This is a genomic window from Pandoraea pnomenusa, assembly GCF_000767615.3.
Lineage (GTDB): Bacteria > Pseudomonadota > Gammaproteobacteria > Burkholderiales > Burkholderiaceae > Pandoraea > Pandoraea pnomenusa.
In genome coordinates this window covers 2,109,294-2,133,419 of record NZ_CP009553.3, presented here as the reverse complement: position 1 = coordinate 2,133,419, position 24,126 = coordinate 2,109,294, and the positions used below count along the sequence as shown (strand labels likewise).

Genomic DNA, 24,126 nt, shown 5'->3' with positions numbered 1-24,126 from the left:
CCCCCCCTGGGGTCAGAACGACGATCCCGGCTGCTTGAGGAATTCGATCTCCTCGGGCGTCGAAACACGTCCGAGCGCGGCGTTGCGGTGCGGGTAGCGGCCGAACCGCTCGATGATCACGGCGTGCTTGCGCGCGTAGTCGAGATTGTCGACCAGTCCCGACGCCTTCGCGAGACGCTCATACAGCGCGAGCGAACGTTGCTGGCTATCGAGCGACTCGTCGTGTTCGAACGGTAGATAGACGAAAACCCGGTGCTGCGCGGTGGGCAGACGCTGGTCGTCCCCCGCCTCCACCAGACGCTGCGCCACCGCCAGCGCCTGCGCGTCCCCGGCAAACGCTTTCGCCTGGCCGCGGTACAGATTGCGCGAGAACTGATCGAGCACCACGATCAGTGCGCAGGCACCCGGCGGTGTCGCCGCCCAATCGGCCAACTCACCGTCGAGCGCTCGCTCGTGCAACGGGCCGAAGCGGCTACGAATCTCTTCATCGAACGCGTCGGATTTGCGGAACCATTCGACACGCGCCATCCCGAACTCCGGTGCATCGGACGCGCCGAACCAGAAGTCGAGTACCGCCTGCCAGGGCGGGACTTGCGAAACCATGTCAGTTGCCGGAGTTGCCATCGATCGTCCTGATGCTTACAGAGATGGCATGCATGATGCCAGACTCAGGCAAATGCCAACACTACCCGGCGCGTACGCGACGTCTTCTTCTCGATCTTGGCCACACGCAACGCGCCGATCTCCGATGTGTTCGCCACATGCGTGCCGCCGCACGGCTGCAAATCGACGCCCTCGATGCGCACCAGTCGCACGCGCCCCAACCCCACCGGCGGTTTTACGCTCATGGTGCGGACCAGTTCGGGGCGGGCGGCCATTTCCTCGTCGCTGATGCTGTCGATGGCCACCGGACGTGACGCAGCCACGAGCGCCGCGAGCCCGGCCTCGACGGTCTCGCGCTCGATCGGCTCATTCGTGACGAAATCCAGTCGCGCGTACTCGGTGGTGATGCTGCATCCGTCGACGGGGTGCGGCAGCACCGCGCACATCAAATGCGACGCCGTGTGAAAGCGCATGTGCCGGAAGCGGCGTTCCCAGTCGATTTCGGCCACCACGGTGTCGCCGACCGAGAGTGCGCCCAGTACGTCGGCCTGCCCCTCGGCGGGCACGTGCACCGCGTCGTCGGGCGTGGCCCCCTCGCGCTTCGATTTGCGCGTGTCGGCAACGCTCAGGCGGGTGCCGTCCGCAAGCACCAAGTGGCCGGCGTCGCCGGCCTGCCCACCGCCGAGCGGGTAAAAGACCGTCCGGTCGAGCATGATGCCGGTCTCGTCGATATGGGTGATGCGCGCCTCGCAGTGGCGCAGATACGCGTCTTGACGGAACAACGCTTCGGTCGTCATGGGGCCTCCTTTGGGAACGGGACATGTTCGCGCGACTTTCGGTCCCGTGACAAGTGACAATCCTCGGCAGTTGCGCCAGTACGGTCGCTTCCGACGGACGGGGCGCCCGCCTCCCGCGCCTTGGTGCGCCGATTACCCCAGTGTCACCACTGCCGCACTGCCGTACTACCCCATTCCCCCCTCCCCCCCCCCCCCGAAACCACGACATCCCGGTTCCTCGGTTCCCCGAATTCTCCCAAGCGCGGCGACTTTGCGCCGTTGCGGACGCCGCGTGCGACGCTCGCGCCCAAAACCACCGCAGCCAGCGGCACGCCCCGAAAGCTTTGGCGCGCACCGAAAGTCTCCGCAAGCATGGCCCCTTACAGTGCTCCCTCCCCCCAACTTCACTGGAATGCCGTGCCGCGACCGACACCTCCCCCACAGCCGACACTCGGCCCTCGCGCTCCGCACACCGGCTCGCGCCCCCACGATTTCCCCGCCGCTTTCTCGCACGCCTGCGCCCTACGCGAAGCGGATGATCTGAGCGGCGCGGCCGATGCGTTCGGCAGTCTGTGCCTGCGGTATCCGGAGCGCATCGAGACCTACAAGGCGCTCGGCTACGTGCTCTATGCGCTTGGCGACTGCGATCGGGCGCCCTCGCCCCTGCTCTTTGCGTTCCTTTGCGACGGCACCGACCCCACGCCGCTGTACGTCTGCGCGCTGTGCAACCAGCGCAGCGGCGACCTTCGCGCGGCTCGCGACATGGCGTCCGACGCCCTCGACGTTGCTCGTCGCTCGCATCGGCACGCGCGTGTGCTGGCCTCGGCACAACGGTTGCTCGACACCCTCTCATCCTCATGACCGACAGGAGAACCCTTCGATGAAATCCAGTCTCCCGCCCCAATCCATCGCGATTCGCGGCCCGTCGCCCAACGCATTGTCCGACGGCGCCCTTCACGACCTCGACTCCGCCGGCATGCTCGACGAGGCCATGACGTCACTGTCCGCCGAGTCGCACAGCCCGCCCCCTCAGGATGCGGCCCCCCTCGCGACGGACCGGACGAAGGCGACCGACACGCAATTGCCGATACTGACGCACGCGCGACTCTCGGCATTGTTCCAACACTTCGTCACAGCGGCGGCGCACACATCGATCTTCGCGCTCGCGCGCGCGAGCGAGGCGCTGGACGAAGGCGCCGATCACAAGACGCTCAAACTCGAGCATCGTGCCGCCATGACCGGCACGGGGGTACTGTGCGCGTCGACGGCGCTGGACTGTCTCGCGGCGACCGCGGCCTTTCTCGATCGCGACAAGACCGCCAGGCAGATCAAGGACACGCAATGGCTGCCGTGGCTGGCCAACCTGTCGCAAGCGCTCAGACCGTTCGCGGAACATTTCAAGACGATTCAGAACGGCATCGCCAATGCCGCACTCTTCGGCGCGGTGGGCTCGGCCGGGGCGTTGTGGGCAACGCGCGAGGGGCTGAGCGAGGCGCAGCCCGCGCTGACGCCGGAGGACGATGGCATCGAGGCAGAGCCTTCGCCGCACCACACGGCCTCGACCAGCAATCGTCTCGAGTGCGCGCAACTGGCTGCGGCGCTGGCCAGCACGACCGTACGCGCGATCGTCCCGCCGATCGTCACGACGTGCGTCAATCTGGACGAAGCCAAACAGAAACGACGTCGCTATGACTTCACCGAAGCGCTCGGATCGTCGTCGGCCGACGGCCCGGTCGATCCCCAGCGATTCCGCTCGTTGGAGGACGGCCTTCCCGTGCCGGATATTCAAACGATCGCTTGAACCTGTTTGCCCGAACCGACCCGCTCGCTCGCCGGACGACCGCCCGCGCCATCTGGCGCGGCGGACGCGGCAACCGGACAACGCATGCACATTTTTCGACTAGGGTGAGTCCGAATAGAAGTGCAATTTGATGTCTCTACGATCAACATCATATGCATCTTGCATGCTAATAATATGCACACATAAAAGGCACACATAAAAGGCGCACATAACAGACAGACATGAGAGGCAGACATCCGGGGCCATGAAGCCCGTGCACCGGACGATCTGCCCCGCCCCCCGAACCGTTTCGACGACGTGAGCCTCTCCCCCCGATGCGCCCACGCGACGACGCGAAACGTATTTCGAAGATTGCAGCAGCGGCAGTGCATGGGTCGGGGCATCGACCCGGGTTTATCAAGGCAGGACAGGGCAATTCAGGCCACCACGCGGGGGAATAATGAGAAACAACGGTGCCGTTTCGGGCAGAGAGTACAACTACGATGAGCACGACATGCTGGTCTCCGCGACCGACTTGTCGAGCATCATCCAATATTGCAACCCGGCCTTCGTCGAGGTTTCGGGATTCGAGAAGGAGGACCTGATCGGGCAGCCGCATAACGTCATCCGGCATCCCGACATGCCGCCGGAAGCCTTTGCGGACATGTGGAAAACGATTCGCGCCGGCCGATCCTGGAGCGCGCTGGTCAAGAACCGGCGGCGCGACGGCGACCATTACTGGGTGCGCGCGAACGTGACCCCGATCGTGGAAAACGGTGAGACGGTGGGCTACCTGAGCGTGCGGACCAAGCCCGGGCGCGAAGAAGTCGCGAGCGCCGAAGCGCTGTACGCCGACATGCGCGCCAACCGTAGCCGGTACCGGCTGTCGTCCGGACAACTCGTGAGAAAGGGACTACCGGGCCTGCTGGGCAATTGGCGGCGCGGGCTCGTCAGTCACCGGGCGACCCTCACCACACTCGCCGGGCCGGCGGTCATCGCTGGCGGCTGGTCGCTCGAGCAACGCCTGCCTTCGGCGTGGATGCTGTGCGCCGTCGTGGGCATCAGCGTGCTGCTCGTCTCCGTGCCCGTGTATTGGCTCGAGCGGGCGCGACGTCGGCAACTCGCGCAGGTCGGCGATCTCGCCGGACGTCTGGCGGCCGGCGATCTGACGGTCAGCACCGACAGCGCTTCCCACCAGGAGCTCACCAGCCTGATCCGCAACCTCACGCAGTTGAAGGTCAGCCTGATCGCCATCGTGTCCGATGTTCGACGTCAGATCGAAGGGGTGAAGCGCGCGACCACCGAGATCGCCGGCGGCAACACCAACCTGTCGGCCCGCACGGAGGATCAGGCCGCCTCGTTGGAGCAGACGGCGGCGTCGCTGGAACAACTGACGGCCACGGTCTCGAACAATGCGCAGTCGGCCGCACGGGCGAGCGCGTTGCTGAGCGAGGCGCGCGACGCCACGGCACAGGGCGTCGATGCCGTGAGGAGCACCGAGCACACAATGAAGGAGATCGCCCAGGCGTCGGCCCAGATCACGTCGATCGTCGGCGCCATCGATGGCATCGCGTTTCAGACCAACGTGCTCGCCCTGAATGCGGCGGTCGAGGCGGCCCGCGCCGGAGAGGCCGGCAAGGGATTCGCCGTGGTGGCCGGCGAAGTGCGCAGTCTGGCACAGCGGTGTGCGGCGTCCGCCAAGGAGATCAAGCGGATCGTCACCGAGACCGTGACGACGTCGGAGCGCGGCGGGGAGATGGTGGCGAACATGGCGGCACAGATCGCCAAGATCGAGTCGGCCATGAGCCGGGTGTCGGTGGTCATGGACGAGGTTGCCACGGCCAGCAGCGAACAGGCCAAGGGACTGGCGGGCATCAACGGCGCCGTGGTGCAGCTCGACGACTCGACGCAGCAAAACGCCGCGCTGGTCCAGCAAAGCGCCGCCACCGCGGAACAACTGTCGGGTCAGGCCAATGTGCTCGATGAAGCCGTGCGACTGTTCTCGCTGCCCGGCAGGACCTCGCCAGCGCGACCCGTCGCGATGATGCCAGTGCTACGTCGCGTTCAGTAACGTCATCGCACGCACCGGGAAGGCGCAGGCCTTCTCGACGCCCGACGTCCCCGCCACGCGAGGCTCGGGGCGGCGGCGAAGGCCCTCGCGGGCTTTCACACGCCGCACCCGCGCACACCCGACGTGCCGTACTCAGACTTTGCGCAGAAACGCGGCCTTGAGCATGAAGTTGCCGGCGTCCATCTTGCAATCGACCTCGTGGTCGCCGCCGACGAGGCGAATACTCTTGACCTTGGTCCCGACCTTCAACGTGATCGAGGAGCCCTTGACCTTCAGGTCCTTGATCAGCACGACGGCGTCGCCATTGGCGAGCACATTGCCGTTCGCATCTCGCACCACGGCGTCCTGCGCCTCATCCTCCGCAGCGTCTGCCGCCATCGGCCATTCGTATGCGCAATCGGCACAGACGAAATTGTCCCCGTCGGGATACGTGTTTTCGAGGGAGCATTGGGGGCAGGCAGGCACATTCGACATGGATGGGTTCCGGAATTCAGGGATCGACATCGGTGTGCGGCGGCTCGAGGAATATGTCGAGTACGCACACCTTATGTGCATATCATTATAATGCAATGCATACTCTCCGAAGAGAACACGTATGATCGCCCTGCGTGAAGCCTACCGTGCCGGCCTGCTGCGTCCCCAGCAATGGCTACCCAATATCGTGGCCGGCCTGGTGGTCGGCGTCGTGGCGCTGCCATTGGCCATGGCGTTCGCGATCGCCTCGGGGCGAAGCCTGAACAAGGGCTCTACACCGCCATCGTCGCGGGGCTGGTCGTCTCGTGTACCGGTGGCAGCCGGGTGCAGATCGCCGGACCGACGGGAGCGTTCATCGTCATTTTGTCGGGCATCACGGCCCGGTACGGCATCGACGGACTTCAGTTGGCCACGCTCATGGCGGGCATCATGCTGTGGGTGATGGGCAAGGCGCGGCTGGGCGGCGTGATCAGGTTCATTCCCGCCCCGGTGATCGTGGGATTCACCACAGGCATCGGCGTCATCATCTGGATCGGGCAGTGGCCGGACTTCTTCGGCTTGCCCAGGATCACGGGGGCGCACTTTCACGAGAAGTTCTGGCACACGCTGCAGGCGCTCCCCGGCCTGCACCTCGCGACAACGGCGATCGCCCTACTCACACTGCTCGCGGTCGTCTTCACGCCGCGCATTCCCCACCTGCGGCGGGTGCCCGGCCCGCTCGTGGGCCTGGTCCTTGCAACGTCGCTTCAGTCCCTCTTCCGTTTCGACGGCGTGGCCACCATCGGGAGCACTTTCGGCGGCATCGCGCAAGGCCTTCCCGCCTTCTCGCTGCCCGCCATCACGCTCTCGCGCGTACTCGAACTCATTGGGCCGGCCTTCACGATCGCGATGCTGGGCGCCATCGAGTCGCTGCTCTCGGCGGTGGTCGCCGACGGCATGACCGGCCAGCGGCACAATGCGAACCAGGAATTGCAGGGACAAGGGCTGGCCAATATCCTGTCGCCGCTGTTTGGCGGCTTTGCCGCGACCGGGGCCATCGCCCGCACGGCAACCAATATCCGCAACGGCGGAACCAGCCCGCTCGCGGGCATCGTCCATGCCGCAACGCTCGCCATGATCGTGGTATTCCTCGCGCCGCTGGCGACCCGCATTCCGCTGGCGTCACTCGCCGCGATCCTGTTCATCGTCGCCTACAACATGAGCGAGATGCGCCACTTCGTTCGCATGGCGCGTCAGGCGCCGAAGGCCGACGTCGCGATCCTGCTCGTCACGTTCCTGCTCACTGTGTTCGCCGATCTGGTAGTGGCCGTGAACATCGGCGTGATTCTCGCGACGCTCCAGTTCTTGCGACGCATGTCCTCGTCGGTCGAAGTCACACAGCAATCCGGCGACGAGATCTCGGGCGAGCTGGGCGCCCAGGCCCGTTTGAAACTGCCGCCGAGCGTGCTCGTCTTTGCGATCGACGGCCCGTTCTTCTTCGGCGCCGTCGAGAACTTCGAGCGCGCGCTGGTGCAGACACACTCCGATCCGCGCGTGCTGCTCATCCGGCTGCGCCGCGTGCCGTTCATCGACATGACCGGGTTGCAGGTGCTCGACGAGGTGATCGGAAAACTTCACAAACGCGGCGTCGTGGTGCTCGTCAGCGAAGCCAATGATCGCGTGCGGGGCAAATTGCGCAAGGCGGGCATTCTCGCCACCCTCGGCGAGCCGAATTACGTGAGCACGTTCGCCGACGCCATCGCGCGCTGCGATGCGATCGCCGGGACGAGTGAATCCGCGTCGCAAGCGCATCAGGTCGAACTTCGGGACGGCGGCGCGCGCCCCGTCAGGCGTGATGGCGATGGCGCGCACGGCGGCGAGACACCATGACCGGGCAACGATCGCACGAATGCGCACGCGCGTGCATGGGCGCGCCCTTGCGCCGATAGCGTCTGTACGGACAGCGCAGGTCACGGCCGCCTGGCGGAACGGCATCCATCATGTATTATAATTTGATTAACATAATGGACCTCATCCGCGATGGAAACGAAAAGCGCACGACTCACCGTTCTGATCGACCCGGTCAAGAAAGACGCGTTCGAAAAGCTCTGCGCCGCCCAGGATCTCACGCCGTCTCAGGTGGTGCGTCAACTGATTCGCGAATACCTCGAACACCACGGCGTGACGTACAAGACCAAAAGCGTCATCGGCAGCCGGTCACGCGCGAAATCCGAATAGCCGGCCGCCGGTAGATTGCCACGACAGGTGGCCACGACAGGCACGGCGTCAACCGGCGACGCGCGATGGCAGCAGCCCGCGCAGGCCGCGGCGCGAACGGAACAGCAACGTGATCACGATCGTCATGTTGAGCAGATTCCACGCGATGCCGTTCAGGAATGCCGCGTGGTAGCTGCCGGTGAGGTCGAACACCTTGCCTGACATCCACCCACCCAGCGCCATCCCCAGCAGCGTCGCCATCAGCACGGTGCCGACGCGTCCGCCCGCCTCGGATGCAGGAAAATACTCTCGCACCACAATCGCGTAAGCCGGCACGATGCCGCCCTGGAACAGTCCGAACAGCGCGGAAATCACGTAGAGCGACGCCAGTCCGTCGAACGGCAGGAAAAGCAGTAGTGCGACGCACTGGAGCACGCTGCCGAGCAGCAGGGTGCGCAGCCCGCCGATGCGGTCGCAGATCAGCCCCGACACGAGCCGGCTCACGATGCCGAAGCCCAACATCAGCGACAGCATCTGCGCGCCACGCGCCACGCCGTAGCCGAGGTCTCCGCAATACGCCACGATGTGCACCTGCGGCATGGCCATCGCCACACAGCAGGCAACGCCTGCGACGTTCAGCAGTCCTTGGGCCATGCCGACGCTCAGGCCGAACGGCCGCGACGAAGCCAGTTGACCGGCCGTCGATGAACGCGCCGAGGTCCCCACCGCCTTCGCTGGCGTGGCGACCGACACGACGGGCCGAATCGCGGGTGGCCGGGCGCGCATGAACAACGCCAGCGCGAACATCGTCACGCCGCAGAATACGCCGAGCTCAATATACGTCTGGCGCCATCCGTGGCGCTCGACCAAAGCCTGAACAACGGGCGGCCAGATGGCCCCGGACAGATAGTTGCCACTGGCGCATACCGCCACGGCAATACCCCGCCGTCGAACGAACCACAGGGTCGTATCGGCGATGAGCGGGCCGAGCGTCGTCGCACTGCCCATCGCGCCAACGAGCAATGCCTGGATGAGGGTGAACGCGAGAATGCCGCTGGCGAATCCGCTGGCCGCGAAGCCGATCCCAAGCGAAAGCGCGCCGACGAGCAGCGGACGCATCACGCCGAAGCGGTCGGCCATCCGTCCCATCGCGATCCCGCCCAGGCCGAAGCCGATCATCAGGAAGGTGTAAGGCAGTGCGGCCTGGGCGCGCGGCACGCCGAACTCGGCCTGCACGGCGGGCAACACCACGGAGACGATATACATACTGCTGCTGCCCACCGTCATGATGAGCAGCGCCACCATCAGCCGGAAAACGGCATAGCGCGAATCGGGCTGATGAATGGCGGTCTGCATACGGTCTCCTGAACGCGCTCAATCGAGTTGAGCGAATCATTATTGGCGTTCAGGATACCCGATACCCGCCCCACCACGCCCCCCCCGCATGCGAGGCCGATGGCGCGGCGATTGACCGTGTGCGTAGTTGCCCCCGTCAGGCGATCGACGGCGATTATCCGTTGCGGTTGCGCATCCAGTCGGCGGTGCCGTGGAACGCCTGCATCAGGCGTTCCTGCAACGACCCTTCGACACCGATGTCCTGCATCGCCCAGGCCATGCACCGCAGCCACTGGTCGCGCTCGCTCGTGGCAATCGGGAACGGCAGATGGCGGGCGCGCAGCATCGGGTGACCGAAGCGCTCGATATAGTGGTTCGGGCCGCCCAGCCAGCCGCACAGGAACCAGAACAGCTTGTCGCGCGAGTCGCCCAACGATTCCGGATGCAGGCTGCGAATGCCTGCGAACTCGGACTCCAGATCCATCAGGTCGTAAAAACGGTCGACGAGCTCGCGCACGCGGTCTTCGCCGCCGAGCAGGGAAAAGGCGGTCGGCTGTGCAGGCGTGTCCTGCGCATCGTCGTCCGCCGGGGAAGTTTGCGGGGTGTTTTCGTTCGTCATGAACGTTATTGTGCCCCAGGCCCGTCGGGCGTGCCACGCCTCTGGGGCGCGGCAGGTTGCCGCGCCCGGACGGGAGATCCGGCCCGCTTCCGATCCGCCGTCAATCGGCTTCCAGCCTGCATCCGGACCGCCCCCAGATCGTGCCGGCGCGGTAATCAAACGTCCCGTAGCGTACGAAGCGCCGATTGGCGCAGCACCGCACGCAGGCCGCTCCATCCGCCGATCAGCGCACACAGCACGCCCGCGCCCACGCCGAGCACCGGCAGCCACGGATTGAAGGTCAGCGCGAATTCGAAGACGTAACGCGCCAGCGCCCATCCGAGCGCTCCCGCGCCGAATGCGGCCAGCAGGCCTGCCAGCGCACCGACCGTCACGAGTTCCGCCAGGTGCACGTCGCGCAATTGTCGCGACGATGCCCCCAACGCGCGCAGGATGCCACTCTCGCGCATGCGCTCGTCGCGGGTGCCGGCCAGCGCCGCATACAGGACCAGTACGCCCGCCGCGAGCGTGAAGAGGAACAGCGCCTGCACGGCGTCGATCACCTGGGCCAGAATCTGCTGAATCTGCGCAAGCAACGCGCCCGTATCGATGACCGTCACGTTCGGAAACTGACGCACCAGCGCGTCCGCGACCGGCTGCTGACGCGGCCCGAGATGAAACGAGGTGATCCAGGTCGTCGGGAATTCGCGCAGCGCGGCCGGCGGCATGACCACGAAGAAATTCACACGCATCGATCCCCAGTCAAGCTTGCGCAGACTCGTGATCGGCGCATCGATGGTCTGCCCCGTCACCTCGAAGCGCAACGTGTCGCCGAGCTTCAGGCCCAATGTCTTCGCAATGCCCTCTTCCATCGAGACTTGCGGCGTCGTCGAATTTCCGTACCACTGCCCGGACGTAATGCGATTGCCATCGGGCAATGCCGCCGTGTACGAGAGATTGAATTCGCGTTCGGCGAGACGCCGCGCGCGCTCCTCCGTGTAACGCTCGCCCGTCACCGGCTTGCCGTTGACGGCCGTCAGGCGCGCGCGAATCATTGGCGAGAGCTGTACGTCCGGCAGCCCCGCGGCGCGCAACTGCGCGAGGACCGCCGCGTCCTGTCCGGGTTGAATGTCGATGACAAATCGGTTCGGTGCGTCCGGCGGGCTCGACTGACGCCAACCGGCCACCAGGTCGTTGCGCGTGACCGCCAGGAGCAGCAGCGCCATCAATCCGAGGCCCAACGCCACCACCTGCAGCGCGCTGCCGAGTCCGCGACGACGCAGGCCGGCCACCGCGTAACGCCATCCGATGCCGCCCATCGCGCCACCGGCCCCGCGGCGGGCACGCGCCCACGCCGCCAGCACACGGATCGCCAGCCACGCAAGCACCCCGAAGACTAGCGCCCCAAGCACAAAACCTCCGGCGACCATCGCACCAAGACGCAGATCCCGCGCAGCGAACAACAGCAGCGCCCCGAAGGCCAGCGCACTTGCACCATAGGCGAGCCACCCCTGACGGCGCGCCCCCCCGACGACATCGCGGCGCAACACGTGCAGCGGCGGGACCTCGGACAGCGGCAGCAGCGGCGGCAGTGCAAAGCCCAGCAGCATCACCATCGCGCTGGCCAGCCCGAACGCGGCGGGACGCCATGTCGGCGCCGGCAGCCCGGCGGGGATGACATTGCCAAGTTGCGCGATCAGCACCCAATGCGCGAGATAACCGAGTCCCACCCCGAGCATGCCGCCGATGAGGCCAAGGCCGACGAATTCGAGCGTGACCATGCCGCGCAGGGCGCGACGCGACAACCCGAGACAACGCATGACCGCGCACGCGTCGAGATGACGCTCGCTATAGCGGCGCGACGCGATGCCGACGGCCACGGCGGCGAGTACCGCGGCGAGCAGCGCCACCAGTGACAGGAAGCGCTCGGCGCGATCGAGTGTCTGCCGCACCTGCGGCTGGCCGTCCTCCAGTGATTCGATATGCACGCCGCGCGCCCGCCCGGCCGCCGCACGCGCCCACGCGGCGAACTTGCCAACCTGCGCATCGGCCCCGGCGACCAGCAAGCGATAGGTAATCCGGCTACCGAACTGCACCAGTCCGGTGGACGGCAATTCGTCGAAGCGCATCATCACGCGCGGCGCCAGCGACCCAAAGCCGTAGCCGCGATCCATTTCCCGGGTGATGACGGCCGCGATGCGCAGCGTGCGGTTGCCCACGCGGATCGAGTCGCCGGGCTTGACATGCAGGGCGTCCAGCAGGGCCGAATCGACCCAGACCGTACCGGGGGCGGGAATGTCGGCGGCGGGCGCATCCGGCGTATCGACACCGGCGTCGGGGGCGGTGCGCACCCGGCCGCGCAGCGGGTAGCCCCCGCTGACGGCCTTGAGCGACGACAAACGGCTTGCGCTGACCTGGCCGCTTCCACCGCTCCCGCCAGTCGCACTGGCCATGCTGGGAAAGTTGGCGACGACGGCCGTGGTCAGGCCGTCTGCCTTCGCCTGCCGGTCGAATTCGGCGGACAACGGGGCATCGCTGCGCACGACGAGATCGGCGGCGAGCATCTGACGCGCGTCGCGCTCGAGCCCGCCCTGCATCCGATCCGCGAGAAAACCCACACTGGAGAGCGCTCCGACCGCCAGCAGCAGCGCCACGAGAAGCAGATGCAATTCCCCCGCGCGCCAGTCGCGCAGGAACATCCGCCATGCCTGGCGGGCAACCTCAGTGAACCCCATCGTTCCTCAATCCTTTGACCCGCGCCAGCAATGAGCGCCAACCCCGCCAGACCCTCGGCAACCACCACCAGGCGAGCACCACGAAGACCAGCAGCATCACGAGAAAAACGGCGGGAAGAAAGAATGCCAGCGCCAGCCCGCCCACCGTGGAGACATCTTCGCCAGCTGAGGCCGCAACGTTGGAGAATGGTTCCGGCGACGTATTGATCAGCGCCCGGCTGCCCGCCTTGGCCAGATGCGCCGTGCCGGCGAGCGCGCCGCCGGCCAGACCGGCCAGCACCGTGACCGTCGGGTCCATCTGTCCGAGGGCGGCCGCGCCCAGCACGATCCCCGCCGGAATGCGGATGAACGTGTGAATCGCATCCCAGGCACTGTCGACGAAGGGGATTTTGTCGGCGAAGAACTCGATGGCCGCCAGCACACCCGCGGAGGCGATCACCCACGTCGACGCCAGCACTTCGAGCGACGGCGGCAGATGCAGCCAACCCAGACGCGCAGCCATTCCCGCGCAGAACACCGTGAGATACAACCGCAGGCCGCTGCCCCAAGACAGCCCTGCGCCCAGCGCAATCGATTCAAGCATGGTGACCTCGCTGCCGCCGGCATGACGGCGTCGCACGATCACGCGCCTCCTACCGCCGACGCGGAAACGACCTGACAAACGCGCGCTCAGCGGGTTTTCCGACCGTTACCGCGCCATTATGCCGCGCGTGGCGTGAACGCACCACCGGCCACGGAAAACGTGGGGAAACCACCACGTCCGGCGTGGCTCGGGGCACGATCGGGGCTCAGGGGCTCAGGGGCTCAGGGGCTCAGGGGCTCAGGGGCTCAGGGGCTCAGGGGCTCAGGCGCTCAGGCCGCCGTGAGTTTCAAACCCACGAGGCCCGCGAGGATCAGGGTCACGCTGGCAATGCGCGCAGCGGATGCGGACTCGCCGAACAACACGATACCGAGCACGAAAGCGCCGACCGCGCCGATGCCGGTCCAGATCGCATAGGCCGTCCCCAACGGCAACGAGCGCACCGCCAGCGCAAGCAGCCAGACGCTGCCGACCATCGAGGCGATCGTGAAAACGGAAGGGATAAGGCGGGAAAAACCTTCGGTGTACTTGAGGCCAACGGCCCAGGCCACTTCAAGCAAACCGGCGACAACGAGAATAATCCAGGCCATGACGAACTCCGATGCAATGGTCGGGGTCGTCCCCGGAAAAGAGGCGCCGCTTGTCGGGTCGTCCCGACAAGGGTTCCATCGGATATCGAAGAAAATGGCACGCACCCGGTATTGCGACGCCGCAGCGTCCGGCGCCGCCTTGGGCGAACGCGCCGACTGGCCATGTAATGCGTAGACACCCGCCGAAACACACTGGAGCGCACTGGAGCGCACTGGAGCGCACCGGAGTGCGTCAACCGGGGCGGAGGCAACAGCCGAGCGCTTCGGATGGAACTGCGCGATTCTATCAAAGGCGACGACATCCCGAGAGACGCCCTGTCGCCGACAGGGGTTTTCGCCCGCGCCGTTCCGCCCGATCTCAACTCGTCGCGTCGACCTCGAGCCGATAGCCCACGCCGGTCTCCGTGAGGATATGCTTCGGCTGGGCCGGATCGGCCTCGAGCTTCTGGCGCAGATGTCCCATGTAAATGCGCAGATAGTGATTGCTCTCGACGTGAGACGGCCCCCACACCTCCTTGAGCAGTTGGCGGTGCGTGAGCACACGCCCGGCGTGTCGCACGAGCGTGACTAGCAGGCGGTACTCGATCGGAGTGAGGTGCACGGCCTCGCCGGCCCGGGTGACCTTGCGGCGCGCCAGATCGACGCTGATCTCGCCGAACGAGAACGCCTCGTCGAGCGTTTCAGCGTTGCCACCGCGATGATGACGCCGCAACTGCGCGCGAATCCGCGCGAGCAGCTCCGACACGCCGAACGGCTTGGTCAGATAGTCGTCGGCACCCACATCGAGCGCCACGACCTTCTCCGCTTCCTCGTTGCGGGCGGACAGCACGATGATCGGCATGTCCGTCCAGCTTCGCACTTCGCGAATGACTTCCACGCCGTCGATATCCGGCAGGCCCAGATCCACGATCAGCAGATCGGGCTTGCGCGTGGCCGCCTCGACCATGCCCTGCCGCCCGGCCTCCGCCTCGTGAACGATCATGCCTTCGGCTTCGAGCGAAGTGCGCAGAAATCGGCGAATTTGTCTTTCGTCTTCGATCACCACGATGGTGACGGTCGGTTCACTCATGTTCTCGTGTCGCGTTGGTGCCTGGCTCGCGTGTCGGATGCGCGTCATCGTGATGGCCGGCGGCGTCCTCGTCGAGGCCCTCACGCCCACTCGGCGATGCACGGTCGTCGTCCTGCCCGGGGAGCGCCGCATCGCCCCGCATCGCCGCCAGTGGTGCCAGCGGTGCAAGCGGGCCAAGGGGAGCCTCAGGCGGGGTCTCGACCGGCAGCGTGAAGGTGAAGCGCGCACCGTGCCCCTGTGGCACGTTGTCAGCGTGGATTCTACCGCCGTGCGCCTCAACGATGGCGCGACAGATCGCCAGTCCGAGTCCGATGCCGGGCTTCGACGACTCTTTCTCCCCCCGCATGAATTTCTCGAAGATGCGGCCCTCCGTGCCGGCAGGCAGCCCCGGGCCGTCGTCACTCACGCTCACCTCCACCATGTCGCCCCGCACGCGCGCGGCGATCTCGATGTGCGAACCGGGCGGCGAATACTTGGCAGCGTTCTCCAGCAGGTTTGCGAACAATCGCTCGAGCAGCACCGCATCGAAGCGAAGCAGCGGCAGGTCGGCCGGCAACCGGGTGGTGACCGCGTGTGCGGCCAGCACTCGGCGACAGGCCCTCAGCGACGTACCCACAACCTCCTCGAGCATTTGCCACTGACGATTGAGTTGCACGCCACCGGCCTGCAACTTCGCCATATCGAGCAGGTTGGTCACCAGCCCGGTCATGCGCTGCGCTTCCTCGTGGATGGCATCGACGAGCTCGGCGCGCAGCGGCCCCGGCGTTTGCGCATTGCGGCAGAGCATGCTCGCGAAGCCGACGATCGAGGTCAGCGGCGTGCGCAGATCGTGCGAGATCGCCGACAGCAGTGAATTGCGCAGCCGCTCCGACTCCATCGTCACCAGCGCATCCTGGGCAATCTCCACGTAATGCACGCGCTCGAGCGCCAGCGCGATCTGCGCCGCGAACGTGTCGAGCAAACGATGCTGCTCCGGTGAGCCGAGCGCGCCGTCCGCGTTCGGCTGCGCGGCAACCACGAGTACGCCGCGCGTGCGCATCGGGGCGCGCAGCGGCAGGTAGTAAGCATCCGACGCGGGCAGCGTATCGGTGCCGCGGCCCGCGGCCTGCTGACGGTCGTAGACCCATTGCGCGACATCCGTATCGATATGCGCGGGCATCGTCTCGACCTGCACATTCTCCACGGGCTGACGCACGCTGCCCTGACTGTCCGGCAGCAACAGGGCCACGCGCGCCTGAAACACCTCGCGCACGTGGCGCGCCCCGATCTCCAGAATCTGCGTCGTCGTGAGCGCCGCCGCCAGTTCGCGCGCCATCGCGTACACCGCGCCCGTCCGTCGTTCGCGCCAGGTGGCCAGTCGCGCCTGAAATCGCAGACTCGTCGTCAGGTGACTGATGACGAGCGCTACCGTGAGCATGACGGCGAACGTGAGCAGGTACTGCGTGTCGGAGACCGAGAGCGACATCTTCGGCGGCACGAAGAAGAAGTCGAACGCCACCACCGACAGGAACGACGCCAAGACTCCCGGCCCACGCCCCAGTCGCATGGCGACCGCGATCACGCCGAGCAGATACAGCATGGCAATGTTGGCGAGATCGAGGAACGAGGTGAGCTCAGCGGCAGCGAGCGACACCGCGCCGCACACGGCGGCCGCCCACGCGTAGGCACGCCACGGCCCACCGACGATCCCGAGCTCCGGCACCGCCGTATCGACCCAGTCGCGCCAATCGCCGCGCACCACGCGCCTGTCCGCCGAGGCATCGCCCGCCGCCGGGGCAATCAGCACGACTTCCACGCCGCGCGCGAGCCGCACCAGTTGCTCGTGCAACGGCGTGTGCGCCGTCCACCAGCGCCGCGCGCCGCTCGCGCCGACGACCAGCTTCGAGACATTGCGCATCTGCGCGTAGGCAAGCAGTGTGGCCGCCGCGTGCGCGCCGTCGAGCGTCAGCGTCTCTGCGCCGAGTTCCTGGGCGAGCTTGAGCGTCGCGTACGTCCCTTCCCGACGCTCGGGCGATTGCTTCAGAATGGCGGGGGTCTCCACATGCACGGCCAACCAGTCGGCGCGCAGACTCGCCGCCAGCCGCGCCGCGGCACGCACAAGGGTCACCCCTTCCGGGCCCGGGCCGATCGCGACAAGCAGTCGCTCGCGCGCCTGCCAGACATGCCCGATCGACTGATCCGCACGGTACTCGCGCATCTGCGCGTCCACCCGGTCCGCGGTGCGGCGCAGCGCCAGCTCGCGCAACGCGATCAGATTGCCCTTGCGGAAGAAGTTGCGCACGGCCCGCTCCGCCTGCGCCGGCAGGTACACCTTGCCCTCGCGCATGCGCTCGAGCAACTCGTCAGGCGGCAGATCGACCAGCTTCACCTCGTCGGCCAGATCGAACACGCGATCCGGCACCGTCTCCCACACGCGGATGCCGGTGATCTGTCCGACCACGTCGTTGAGCCGTTCCAGGTGCTGCACGTTGAGCGTGGTGTACACGTCGATGCCAGCCCCCAGCAACTCCTGCACGTCCTGCCAGCGCTTCGGGTGTCGGCCGCCAGGCACGTTCGTGTGCGCCAGTTCGTCGATCAATGCCACGGCAGGCTTGCGCGCGAGCATGCCGTCGAGGTCGAACTCGCGCAACACCCGGCCACGATACTCGACCGACTGCTGCGGCAACACTTCGAGGTCTTCGAGCAAACTCGCCGTTTCTTCGCGGCCGTGTGTCTCGAGCACGCCGACCACGACGTCGGTGCCCTCATCGCGTAGCTTGCGCGCGGCCTGCAACATCGCGAATGTCTTGCCGACGCCAGCCGACGCACCGAAGAAAATCTTCAGACGCCCGCGCTGCTCGCGCGCTTCGTCGCGATGCAGCTTGTCGAGTAATTCGTCGGGATCGGGGCGTTCCATGCCTGCCATCGAATCGTTCCAGTGAAAATGCGCCAGCCGAGAGGTTCGTCCTCCCGGCGCCCGGTTGAGGCGGGATGGCCCGCGGGGCGCCCACGTCACCCGCCCGTGCCGCCCAACCCGGACAACATCACCGGTCGCCCGATGACGTAAAAGGCGGCGCGCAAAAGGCGCACCGCCAATCTACCGCAGGCGACCGGGCAAAACCAGCGATTCCCGGTCCACGGCCGCCGTCGGCGCGCTTATCGGACGCCGCCTCGCGCGGACTCGTCCAACGCCATGTTGAGTCTCAGAACATTCACCCGGGGCTCTCCGAAAATTCCCCACTGGCGACCCGACGTGTGACGCGCCACGAGTGCCTGCACGGCTTCCGGCGCCATGTTACGGGCCTTGGCCACACGCGCGATCTGGTACGCGGCGGCGGCCGGGCTGATGTCCGGGTCGAGCCCGCTTGCCGACGCCGTCACCAGATCGGCGGGCACCGGCAACGTGGCGTCGGGATCGGCGTCGCGCAGCGCGGCGATGCGCGCCTTGACGGCGTCGGCCAGTGCCGGATTGAGCGGACCATAGTTCGAGCCGCCGGATGCCGTGCCATTGTCCGGGTTGGGCGCCGTGGCCGAGAGGCGTCCCCAGAAGTAATTCGGCGCGTCGAAATTCTGGCCGATCAGCGACGAGCCCACGGCCTTCCCGCGCCCGTCGAAGACGAGGCTGCCGGCCGCTTCGTGCGAGAACGCCGCGCGCCCGATACCGGTGACGACCAGCGGATACACCAGACCCGTGATGACCGAGAGCACCACGAACAGGCTCAACATCGGTCGCAAGAGGGTTTTCATGACATCGATTCCTTGAAGTATGAGCAAGTGGCCCGGGCACCGCGTGCCCGGGCGCCGCGAGATCAGGCCCAGCCCATCGCGGCGATGAGCAGGTCGATCGCCTTGATGCCGACGAACGGCACCAGAATCCCGCCCAGACCGTAGATCACGAGGTTGCGGCGCAGTAGCGTCGCGGCGCCGAGCGGACGGTATCTCACGCCCTTGAGCGCGAGCGGAATCAGCACCACGATGATGAGCGCGTTGAAGATCACCGCGGACAGGATGGCCGACGACGGGCTCGCAAGTCGCATCACGTTCAGCGCGTCGAGCTGCGGATACGTCGTGGCGAACGCGGCCGGAATGATCGCGAAGTACTTCGCCACGTCGTTGGCGATCGAGAACGTGGTCAGACTGCCGCGCGTCATGAGCATCTGCTTGCCGATCTCGACAATCTCGATGAGCTTGGTCGGGTTCGAGTCCAGATCGACCATGTTGCCGGCTTCCTTTGCCGCCTGCGTTCCCGAGTTCATCGCCACGGCCACGTCGGCCTGCGCGAGGGCCGGCGCATCGTTCGTGCCGTCGCCGGTCATGGCCACCAGCTTGCCCTCTGCCTGGTATTTGCGAATCGTCTCGAGCTTCGCTTCCGGCGTGGCTTCCGCGAGGAAGTCGTCGACGCCCGCTTCGGCCGCGATGGCAGCGGCTGTGAGACGGTTGTCGCCCGTCACCATGAGCGTCGTGATACCCATTTGACGCAGTTCGGCAAAACGCTCCTTGATGCCGCCCTTGACCACGTCCTTCAGTTCGATCACGCCGAGGACGCGTGTGCCCTGCGGGTCCTGTTCGGCCACCACCAGTGGCGTACTGCCACGGCGCGCGATGTCGTCGACCGCCGTGGCCAGCACCGAAGGCCACACGCCGCCGGCCGCTTCCACATAGCGCTTGACGGCGTCGGCGGCGCCCTTGCGAATCTGCCGGTCGGTCAGGTCAACGCCGCTCATGCGCGTTTGGGCGGAGAACGGGATGAACGACGCATGCAGACCGCTCATCTCGCGCTCGCGCAGATTGAAGCGCTGCTTGGCAAGCACCGCGATGCTGCGGCCTTCCGGCGTCTCGTCGGCGAGCGACGCGAGCTGTGCGGCATCGGCCAGCGCGCGCTCGTCCACGCCCGGCGCGGGCACGAATTGCGAGGCCTGACGATTGCCGAGCGTGATCGTGCCGGTTTTGTCGAGCAACAGCACGTCCACGTCGCCCGCGGCCTCGACAGCGCGCCCGGACGTGGCAATCACGTTGGCCTGCATCATGCGGCTCATGCCCGCCACCCCGATCGCCGAGAGCAACCCGCCGATGGTCGTCGGGATCAGGCAGACCAGCAATGCCACGAGGACAGTGATCGTCACCGGCTGCCCGGCGTGCGTGACGAGTACGCTGTAGATCGAGTAAGGCAGCAGCGTGGCCGTGGCGAGCAGCAGCACCAGCGTAAGCGCGACGAGCAGGATCGTGAGCGCGATTTCGTTCGGCGTTTTCTTGCGCTTGGCCCCTTCCACCATCGCGATCATGCGATCGAGAAACGCCTCGCCGGGATTGACCGTCACCTTCATGACGATCCAGTCGGAGAGTACGCGCGTGCCGCCGGTCACAGCCGAGAAGTCGCCGCCCGACTCGCGAATGACCGGTGCGGATTCGCCGGTGATCGCCGATTCGTCGACCGAAGCCACGCCTTCGATCACTTCGCCGTCGGCCGGCACCACGTCGCCGGCCTCGACGAGCACAAAGTCGCCGCGGCGCAGGCTCGCGCCGTCGATCACCAGGCACGGGGCATCGCGGCGCGCGGCGCGCAATTGCTTGGCCGGCACATTCTTCTTGGCCTGTCGCAGCGATGCCGCCTGCGCCTTGCTGCGCCCCTCGGCCAGCGCTTCGGCAAAGTTCGCGAACAAGACCGTGAACCACAGCCACAGCGCGATGGCGAGGATGAACGCCGCGCGCGTCTCGGCGTGGCCCGCGAGGGCCATGCCGAAGAGCACGGTCGTGAGCAGACTGCCGACGTAGACCACGAACATCACCGGGTTCTTCGCCTGAGTGAGCGGATGCAGCTTGCGCAACGCGTCGACGATGGCCGGGGTGACAATCGCGGGATCGAACATCGACTTCACGGCCGACGCATGCCCTTCGCCCACCGGCCGGGTGACGGTATTTCCTGAGGTTTGATTCATGAGTGCCTCGAATGCCTCGCTTCAATATTCAATGCGCACCGATCATCGCCAGATGTTCGGCGACCGGACCCAGCGCAAGCGCCGGCACGTAGGTGAGCGCGCCCACCAGCAGCACCGTGCCGAGCAGCAGCACGACAAACAGCGGTCCATGCGTGGGCAACGTGCCCGACGTTGCGGCGATACGCTTCTTGCGAGCCAGCCCGCCGGCAATCGCCAGGACCGGCACGATCACCCAGAACCTGCCGAACCACATCGCTATGGCGAGCGTGGTGTTGTAGAACGGCGTGTTGGCCGACAGACCGGCGAACGCGCTGCCGTTGTTGTTCGCGGCCGAGCTGTAGGCGTAGAGAATTTCCGAGAAGCCATGCGTTGCCGGGTTCGCCACACCCGCCTGCCCCATCGGCAAGAGCACGGCGAGCGCGGTGCCGCACAGCACGAGCAGCGGCGTCATGAGCACGGCCACGGCCACCATCTTCATCTCGAACGCCTCGATCTTCTTGCCCAGGTACTCCGGGGTGCGGCCGATCATGAGACCCGCCACGAAGACCGCGAGCATGGCGAAGACGAGCATGCCGTACAGGCCCGAGCCCACCCCGCCGAAGATCACTTCGCCGAGTTGCATCAGCAGCATCGGCACGAGGCCGCCCAGCGGCGTGAGCGAATCGTGCATGGCGTTGACCGCGCCGCACGACGCTGCCGTCGTGACCGTGGCGAAAATGCCCGATGCAACAATACCGAAGCGCGTTTCCTTGCCTTCCATGTTGCCGCCCGGCTGGGTGGCGCTGGCCTGCTGATCGACACCGAGCGGAGCGAGCACCGGATTGCCCGCCTGTTCGGCCGACACGGTCGCCACCGCCGCGATCGAGAAGGCGATGGTCATGGCTGCGAGAATCGCCAGCCCCTGGCGACGGTCGCCGACCATGCGCCCGAACGTGTGGCAAAGCGCGGCCGGAATCAGGAAGATGGCGAGGATCTCGAGGAAGTTCGACAACGGCGTCGGGTTCTCGTAGGGGTGCGCCGAGTTCGCGTTGAAAAAGCCGCCCCCGTTGGTGCCGAGCATCTTGATCGCTTCCTGCGAAGCCACCGGGCCCATCGGCAGGGTTTGCGTGTGCGTGAGCGCCGGCACCGTCACCGGCTTGCCCGCGGCATCGGTCTTCGGCTGGCCGTCGGCGCCGAGCACCGGGTTGTCGTAGTGAGTGACCTGAAGCGTCGTGACGTCCTTGTAGGCGTCAAAGTTCTGAATCACGCCCTGGCTCATCAACGCGGCGGCCAACACCACGCACAGCGGCATCAGGATGTAGAGCGTGATGCGCGTCATGTCGACCCAGAAATTACCGATGGTCTGCGCCGTATGACGCGCAAACCCGCGAATCAGGGCGATGACGACCGCAATGCCCGTGGCTGCCGACAGGAAGTTCTGCACCGCCAGGCCAAGCATCTGCGTGAGATAGCTCATCGTCGACTCGCCAGCGTACCCCTGCCAGTTCGTGTTGGCCACGAAACTCACGGCAGTGTTCAGCGACGAGTCGGGCGTGACCGCGCCAAACCCTTGCGGGTTGAGCGGCAGCCAGACCTGCCATCGCTGCAGCGCATACACGGCGAGCGCGCCAAGCGCGTTGAAGCCGAGCAGCGCCACGGCGTAGGCCCGCCAGTGCATTTCCTTGTCGGGATCGATTCCGCACAGTCGATAGAGTGTGCGCTCGAGCGGCGCGAACCAGCGGTTCACGCGCGATTCGCCGGCAAGCACGTCGGCCATGAAACGGCCGAGCGGACGCGCCAGCACCAGCAGCGCGGCGAGGAACACGCCGAGCTGAATCCATGCGTTGAGCGTCATGCGAGGTCCTCCGGCTTGAACAGCGCGTAGATGAGATAAGCGAGCAGCGCAAGCGTCAGTCCGCCGCTCAGCCAGTACATGGCTGTCATTGCTTGCCCCCTACCGACGCGCAAAACGCGACAAAGCCGACGGTCGTGGCGACGAACACCCCCAGGACGCCGAGATATATCCAGTCCATGACAATTCCCTTTCGTGTGGCGGCCGGCACACCACTGGCGCGACGCGCCCTTGCATGCGCATGCCGACCGTGCCCTGAACGATACGGATCGGCGCGTAAAGAAGGGGACAAAAGGGGGAAAGGAGGTGTAAACAGCGAGTAAACACGGGCAGACGACAAAAAGCCCGCCGATATCGCTATCGGCGGGCTTCGGCCCGGACTGACTCGGGGGCGAGCGAGGCTCGCACCGGTCGGCCGCTAACCGGCCGCTAACCGGCCTCTAACCGGCGTCGAACCGGCGTCGAACCGACGTCCATCGGACGTTACTCGCTCACTTGCGCCCCCTGGCGCCAGACCTCGAGGACTTCCTTGCTCGGTTCGAGATTCAGATTCACGTTGCGCGGCGGGATCGGTTGCTGGAACCACGTACGCTGAATCCGGCGAATTTCGCCCGAGCTGAACAGATGCGCGAGCGTGGTGTCGACAAAGCGCTTGAACTGCGGATCGTCGCGACGCAGGATCAGCGCGTTGAGCTCCGTCTCCAGCGGCGCCCCCACGATGGCGAGCGCCCCCGGGTCGCGTGCGTTGGCGCGGAACCCCGCGAGGAGCACGTCGTCGAGCGCGAACGCCTTGGCACGCCCCGTCTCGAGCGTGAGCATCGACTCGCCATGGTCGCGGGCCGGAATCACGCGGTAGCCGATCTTGTCGGCCTGCATGCGCGCCAGGCGCTCGCCAGTCGAGCCGGCCGACGCCACGAGGTTCTGCCCCTTGAGGTCTTCCAGCGAACGGATGTTGTCTTTCGTGTTGACCAGCAACCGCACTTCCGACACGTAGTAGGGATGGCTGAAGCCGACCTGCTCGGCACGCTCCGGCGTGATGGTGTTCGGTGCGCAGTCCAGATCGACCGTGCCGTTCTTGACGAGCGGAATTCGGTTCTGCGGCGTGATCGACATCTCGCGCACGCGCAGATTCGGCATGTGGAGCGCCGACTTCACCGCATCGACCACCGCATGGCAAAGGTCCATCGCGTACCCGACCGGCTTGCCCTTGTCGGTAACGTAGGCAAACGGAATCGCCGCTTCGCGATAGCCAAGCGTGATCAGGCCGGTATCGTGAATTTTCTTGAGGGTGCCGGTCAGCTCGCCGTTCACCGAGGGCAGCGGCACCACTGACGCGTTCGCTTTGGCGGGGTTGGCCGGCGTGGCTGCCGAGGCTGCCGACATGGCACCCAAAGCGATGCCCAAAGCGGCGATCGAGAACGACACGCCCGCGGCGAGGCGTTTGGGTGCAGCCTTCCAGTTGTTGACTTCGTTGAAACCGTTCACAGCAAATTCCTATCGAAATGACAGCACGATAGGAATTTACAGATATCGCTGATGCGAAGCAAAGACGCGTTTGTCATTAGCTTATGTG

Annotated in this window: 19 protein-coding genes and 1 pseudogene; 5 read left to right on the top strand and 15 right to left on the bottom strand. The window is 66.2% G+C overall.

Annotated features, from left to right (window positions below; genetic code table 11):
* Positions 1 to 12 precede the first annotated feature (12 nt).
* Positions 13 to 603: a DUF924 family protein gene (locus tag LV28_RS33595; protein WP_038617887.1), complete on the bottom strand. Its 591-nt coding sequence runs from the start codon at positions 601 to 603 to the stop codon at positions 13 to 15.
* Positions 604 to 668: 65 nt separating this feature from the next.
* A complete protein-coding gene (locus tag LV28_RS33590) occupies positions 669 to 1,400 on the bottom strand; it encodes an alanyl-tRNA editing protein (RefSeq protein WP_023595456.1) in 732 nt (243 codons plus the stop codon).
* Between the two features lie 351 nt (positions 1,401 to 1,751).
* Between LV28_RS33590 and LV28_RS33585 the strand changes: the two genes are divergently transcribed.
* The 3 genes from LV28_RS33585 to LV28_RS33575 all read left to right on the top strand — a co-directional run bounded on the left by LV28_RS33585 (position 1,752) and on the right by LV28_RS33575 (position 5,230).
* On the top strand, positions 1,752 to 2,240 hold the full coding sequence (locus LV28_RS33585) for a hypothetical protein (RefSeq protein ID WP_141571904.1): 489 nt from the start codon (positions 1,752 to 1,754) through the stop codon (positions 2,238 to 2,240).
* 19 nt (positions 2,241 to 2,259) lie between these two features.
* A complete protein-coding gene (locus LV28_RS33580; protein WP_038617890.1) occupies positions 2,260 to 3,180 on the top strand; it encodes a hypothetical protein in 921 nt (306 codons plus the stop codon).
* Between the two features lie 439 nt (positions 3,181 to 3,619).
* Positions 3,620 to 5,230 carry a methyl-accepting chemotaxis protein gene (locus LV28_RS33575; protein ID WP_048806382.1) on the top strand — a complete coding sequence of 537 codons (1,611 nt, stop codon included), beginning with the start codon at positions 3,620 to 3,622 and terminating at the stop codon, positions 5,228 to 5,230.
* 132 nt (positions 5,231 to 5,362) lie between these two features.
* Here the strand turns inward: LV28_RS33575 and LV28_RS33570 are convergent, their stop codons facing one another.
* The gene (locus tag LV28_RS33570) at positions 5,363 to 5,704 is read right to left on the bottom strand and encodes a zinc ribbon domain-containing protein YjdM (protein ID WP_023595452.1); all 342 of its coding nucleotides are present in this window, start codon (positions 5,702 to 5,704) and stop codon (positions 5,363 to 5,365) included.
* Between the two features lie 121 nt (positions 5,705 to 5,825).
* On the opposite strand from LV28_RS33570, the pseudogene LV28_RS33565 reads away from it, so the two are divergent.
* Positions 5,826 to 7,573, top strand: a pseudogene (locus tag LV28_RS33565) (SulP family inorganic anion transporter).
* 150 nt (positions 7,574 to 7,723) lie between these two features.
* The gene (locus LV28_RS33560; protein ID WP_023595450.1) at positions 7,724 to 7,921 is read left to right on the top strand and encodes a ribbon-helix-helix protein; all 198 of its coding nucleotides are present in this window, start codon (positions 7,724 to 7,726) and stop codon (positions 7,919 to 7,921) included.
* A 48-nt stretch (positions 7,922 to 7,969) separates the two neighbouring features.
* Here the strand turns inward: LV28_RS33560 and LV28_RS33555 are convergent, their stop codons facing one another.
* The 12 genes from LV28_RS33555 to LV28_RS33500 form a co-directional block, all read right to left on the bottom strand.
* Positions 7,970 to 9,256 (bottom strand): MFS transporter, encoded by a 1,287-nt coding sequence (locus LV28_RS33555; RefSeq protein WP_023595449.1) that lies wholly within the window; start codon positions 9,254 to 9,256, stop codon positions 7,970 to 7,972.
* Positions 9,257 to 9,410: 154 nt separating this feature from the next.
* The gene (locus tag LV28_RS33550; protein ID WP_023595448.1) at positions 9,411 to 9,854 is read right to left on the bottom strand and encodes a group II truncated hemoglobin; all 444 of its coding nucleotides are present in this window, start codon (positions 9,852 to 9,854) and stop codon (positions 9,411 to 9,413) included.
* Positions 9,855 to 10,009: 155 nt separating this feature from the next.
* A complete protein-coding gene (locus LV28_RS33545; RefSeq protein ID WP_255315168.1) occupies positions 10,010 to 12,568 on the bottom strand; it encodes an ABC transporter permease in 2,559 nt (852 codons plus the stop codon).
* Positions 12,555 to 13,151, bottom strand: a complete 597-nt coding sequence (locus tag LV28_RS33540; RefSeq protein ID WP_025248989.1) for a DUF4126 domain-containing protein — start codon at positions 13,149 to 13,151, stop codon at positions 12,555 to 12,557. Before LV28_RS33540 ends, LV28_RS33545 begins: the two co-directional genes overlap by 14 nt.
* A 269-nt stretch (positions 13,152 to 13,420) precedes the next feature.
* On the bottom strand, positions 13,421 to 13,738 hold the full coding sequence (sugE, locus tag LV28_RS33535) for a quaternary ammonium compound efflux SMR transporter SugE (protein WP_023871646.1): 318 nt from the start codon (positions 13,736 to 13,738) through the stop codon (positions 13,421 to 13,423).
* 358 nt (positions 13,739 to 14,096) lie between these two features.
* Entirely contained in the window at positions 14,097 to 14,807 is a 711-nt protein-coding gene (gene kdpE / locus LV28_RS33530; protein ID WP_023595444.1) for a two-component system response regulator KdpE, read from the bottom strand.
* Positions 14,800 to 17,703: a DUF4118 domain-containing protein gene (locus LV28_RS33525; RefSeq protein WP_069106825.1), complete on the bottom strand. Its 2,904-nt coding sequence runs from the start codon at positions 17,701 to 17,703 to the stop codon at positions 14,800 to 14,802. The genes kdpE and LV28_RS33525 overlap by 8 nt, the downstream gene beginning before the upstream one ends.
* Positions 17,704 to 17,942: 239 nt before the next feature.
* Positions 17,943 to 18,533, bottom strand: coding sequence for a potassium-transporting ATPase subunit KdpC (gene kdpC, locus LV28_RS33520; protein ID WP_023871648.1), 591 nt, complete (start codon positions 18,531 to 18,533; stop codon positions 17,943 to 17,945).
* 62 nt (positions 18,534 to 18,595) lie between these two features.
* Positions 18,596 to 20,722, bottom strand: a complete 2,127-nt coding sequence (gene kdpB, locus LV28_RS33515) for a potassium-transporting ATPase subunit KdpB (protein ID WP_048806383.1) — start codon at positions 20,720 to 20,722, stop codon at positions 18,596 to 18,598.
* A gap of 28 nt (positions 20,723 to 20,750) precedes the next feature.
* On the bottom strand, positions 20,751 to 22,556 hold the full coding sequence (gene kdpA, locus LV28_RS33510; protein WP_023595440.1) for a potassium-transporting ATPase subunit KdpA: 1,806 nt from the start codon (positions 22,554 to 22,556) through the stop codon (positions 20,751 to 20,753).
* Complete coding sequence (gene kdpF, locus LV28_RS33505) at positions 22,553 to 22,645, bottom strand: K(+)-transporting ATPase subunit F (RefSeq protein ID WP_063504882.1); 93 nt, start codon at positions 22,643 to 22,645, stop codon at positions 22,553 to 22,555. The genes kdpA and kdpF overlap by 4 nt, the downstream gene beginning before the upstream one ends.
* 391 nt (positions 22,646 to 23,036) lie before the next feature.
* Positions 23,037 to 24,038 (bottom strand): amino acid ABC transporter substrate-binding protein, encoded by a 1,002-nt coding sequence (locus LV28_RS33500; RefSeq protein WP_023595438.1) that lies wholly within the window; start codon positions 24,036 to 24,038, stop codon positions 23,037 to 23,039.
* Between the last annotated feature and the right edge of the window lie 88 nt (positions 24,039 to 24,126).

What these genes read in the sequence shown, in the direction of transcription:
- LV28_RS33540 (WP_025248989.1), bottom strand. Translation starts at nt 13,151, where the DNA reads ATGCTTGAATCGATTGCGCTGGGCGCAGGGCTGTCTTGGGGCAGCGGC.
- LV28_RS33585 (WP_141571904.1), top strand. Translation starts at nt 1,752, where the DNA reads ATGGCCCCTTACAGTGCTCCCTCCCCCCAACTTCACTGGAATGCCGTG.
- LV28_RS33560 (WP_023595450.1), top strand. Translation starts at nt 7,724, where the DNA reads ATGGAAACGAAAAGCGCACGACTCACCGTTCTGATCGACCCGGTCAAG.
- LV28_RS33545 (WP_255315168.1), bottom strand. Translation starts at nt 12,568, where the DNA reads ATGGGGTTCACTGAGGTTGCCCGCCAGGCATGGCGGATGTTCCTGCGC.
- LV28_RS33570 (WP_023595452.1), bottom strand. Translation starts at nt 5,704, where the DNA reads ATGTCGAATGTGCCTGCCTGCCCCCAATGCTCCCTCGAAAACACGTAT.
- kdpB (WP_048806383.1), bottom strand. Translation starts at nt 20,722, where the DNA reads ATGAATCAAACCTCAGGAAATACCGTCACCCGGCCGGTGGGCGAAGGG.
- LV28_RS33550 (WP_023595448.1), bottom strand. Translation starts at nt 9,854, where the DNA reads ATGACGAACGAAAACACCCCGCAAACTTCCCCGGCGGACGACGATGCG.
- LV28_RS33580 (WP_038617890.1), top strand. Translation starts at nt 2,260, where the DNA reads ATGAAATCCAGTCTCCCGCCCCAATCCATCGCGATTCGCGGCCCGTCG.
- kdpC (WP_023871648.1), bottom strand. Translation starts at nt 18,533, where the DNA reads ATGAAAACCCTCTTGCGACCGATGTTGAGCCTGTTCGTGGTGCTCTCG.
- LV28_RS33525 (WP_069106825.1), bottom strand. Translation starts at nt 17,703, where the DNA reads ATGGAACGCCCCGATCCCGACGAATTACTCGACAAGCTGCATCGCGAC.
- kdpE (WP_023595444.1), bottom strand. Translation starts at nt 14,807, where the DNA reads ATGAGTGAACCGACCGTCACCATCGTGGTGATCGAAGACGAAAGACAA.
- LV28_RS33575 (WP_048806382.1), top strand. Translation starts at nt 3,620, where the DNA reads ATGAGAAACAACGGTGCCGTTTCGGGCAGAGAGTACAACTACGATGAG.
- LV28_RS33595 (WP_038617887.1), bottom strand. Translation starts at nt 603, where the DNA reads ATGGTTTCGCAAGTCCCGCCCTGGCAGGCGGTACTCGACTTCTGGTTC.
- sugE (WP_023871646.1), bottom strand. Translation starts at nt 13,738, where the DNA reads ATGGCCTGGATTATTCTCGTTGTCGCCGGTTTGCTTGAAGTGGCCTGG.
- LV28_RS33555 (WP_023595449.1), bottom strand. Translation starts at nt 9,256, where the DNA reads ATGCAGACCGCCATTCATCAGCCCGATTCGCGCTATGCCGTTTTCCGG.
- kdpF (WP_063504882.1), bottom strand. Translation starts at nt 22,645, where the DNA reads ATGACAGCCATGTACTGGCTGAGCGGCGGACTGACGCTTGCGCTGCTC.
- kdpA (WP_023595440.1), bottom strand. Translation starts at nt 22,556, where the DNA reads ATGACGCTCAACGCATGGATTCAGCTCGGCGTGTTCCTCGCCGCGCTG.
- LV28_RS33590 (WP_023595456.1), bottom strand. Translation starts at nt 1,400, where the DNA reads ATGACGACCGAAGCGTTGTTCCGTCAAGACGCGTATCTGCGCCACTGC.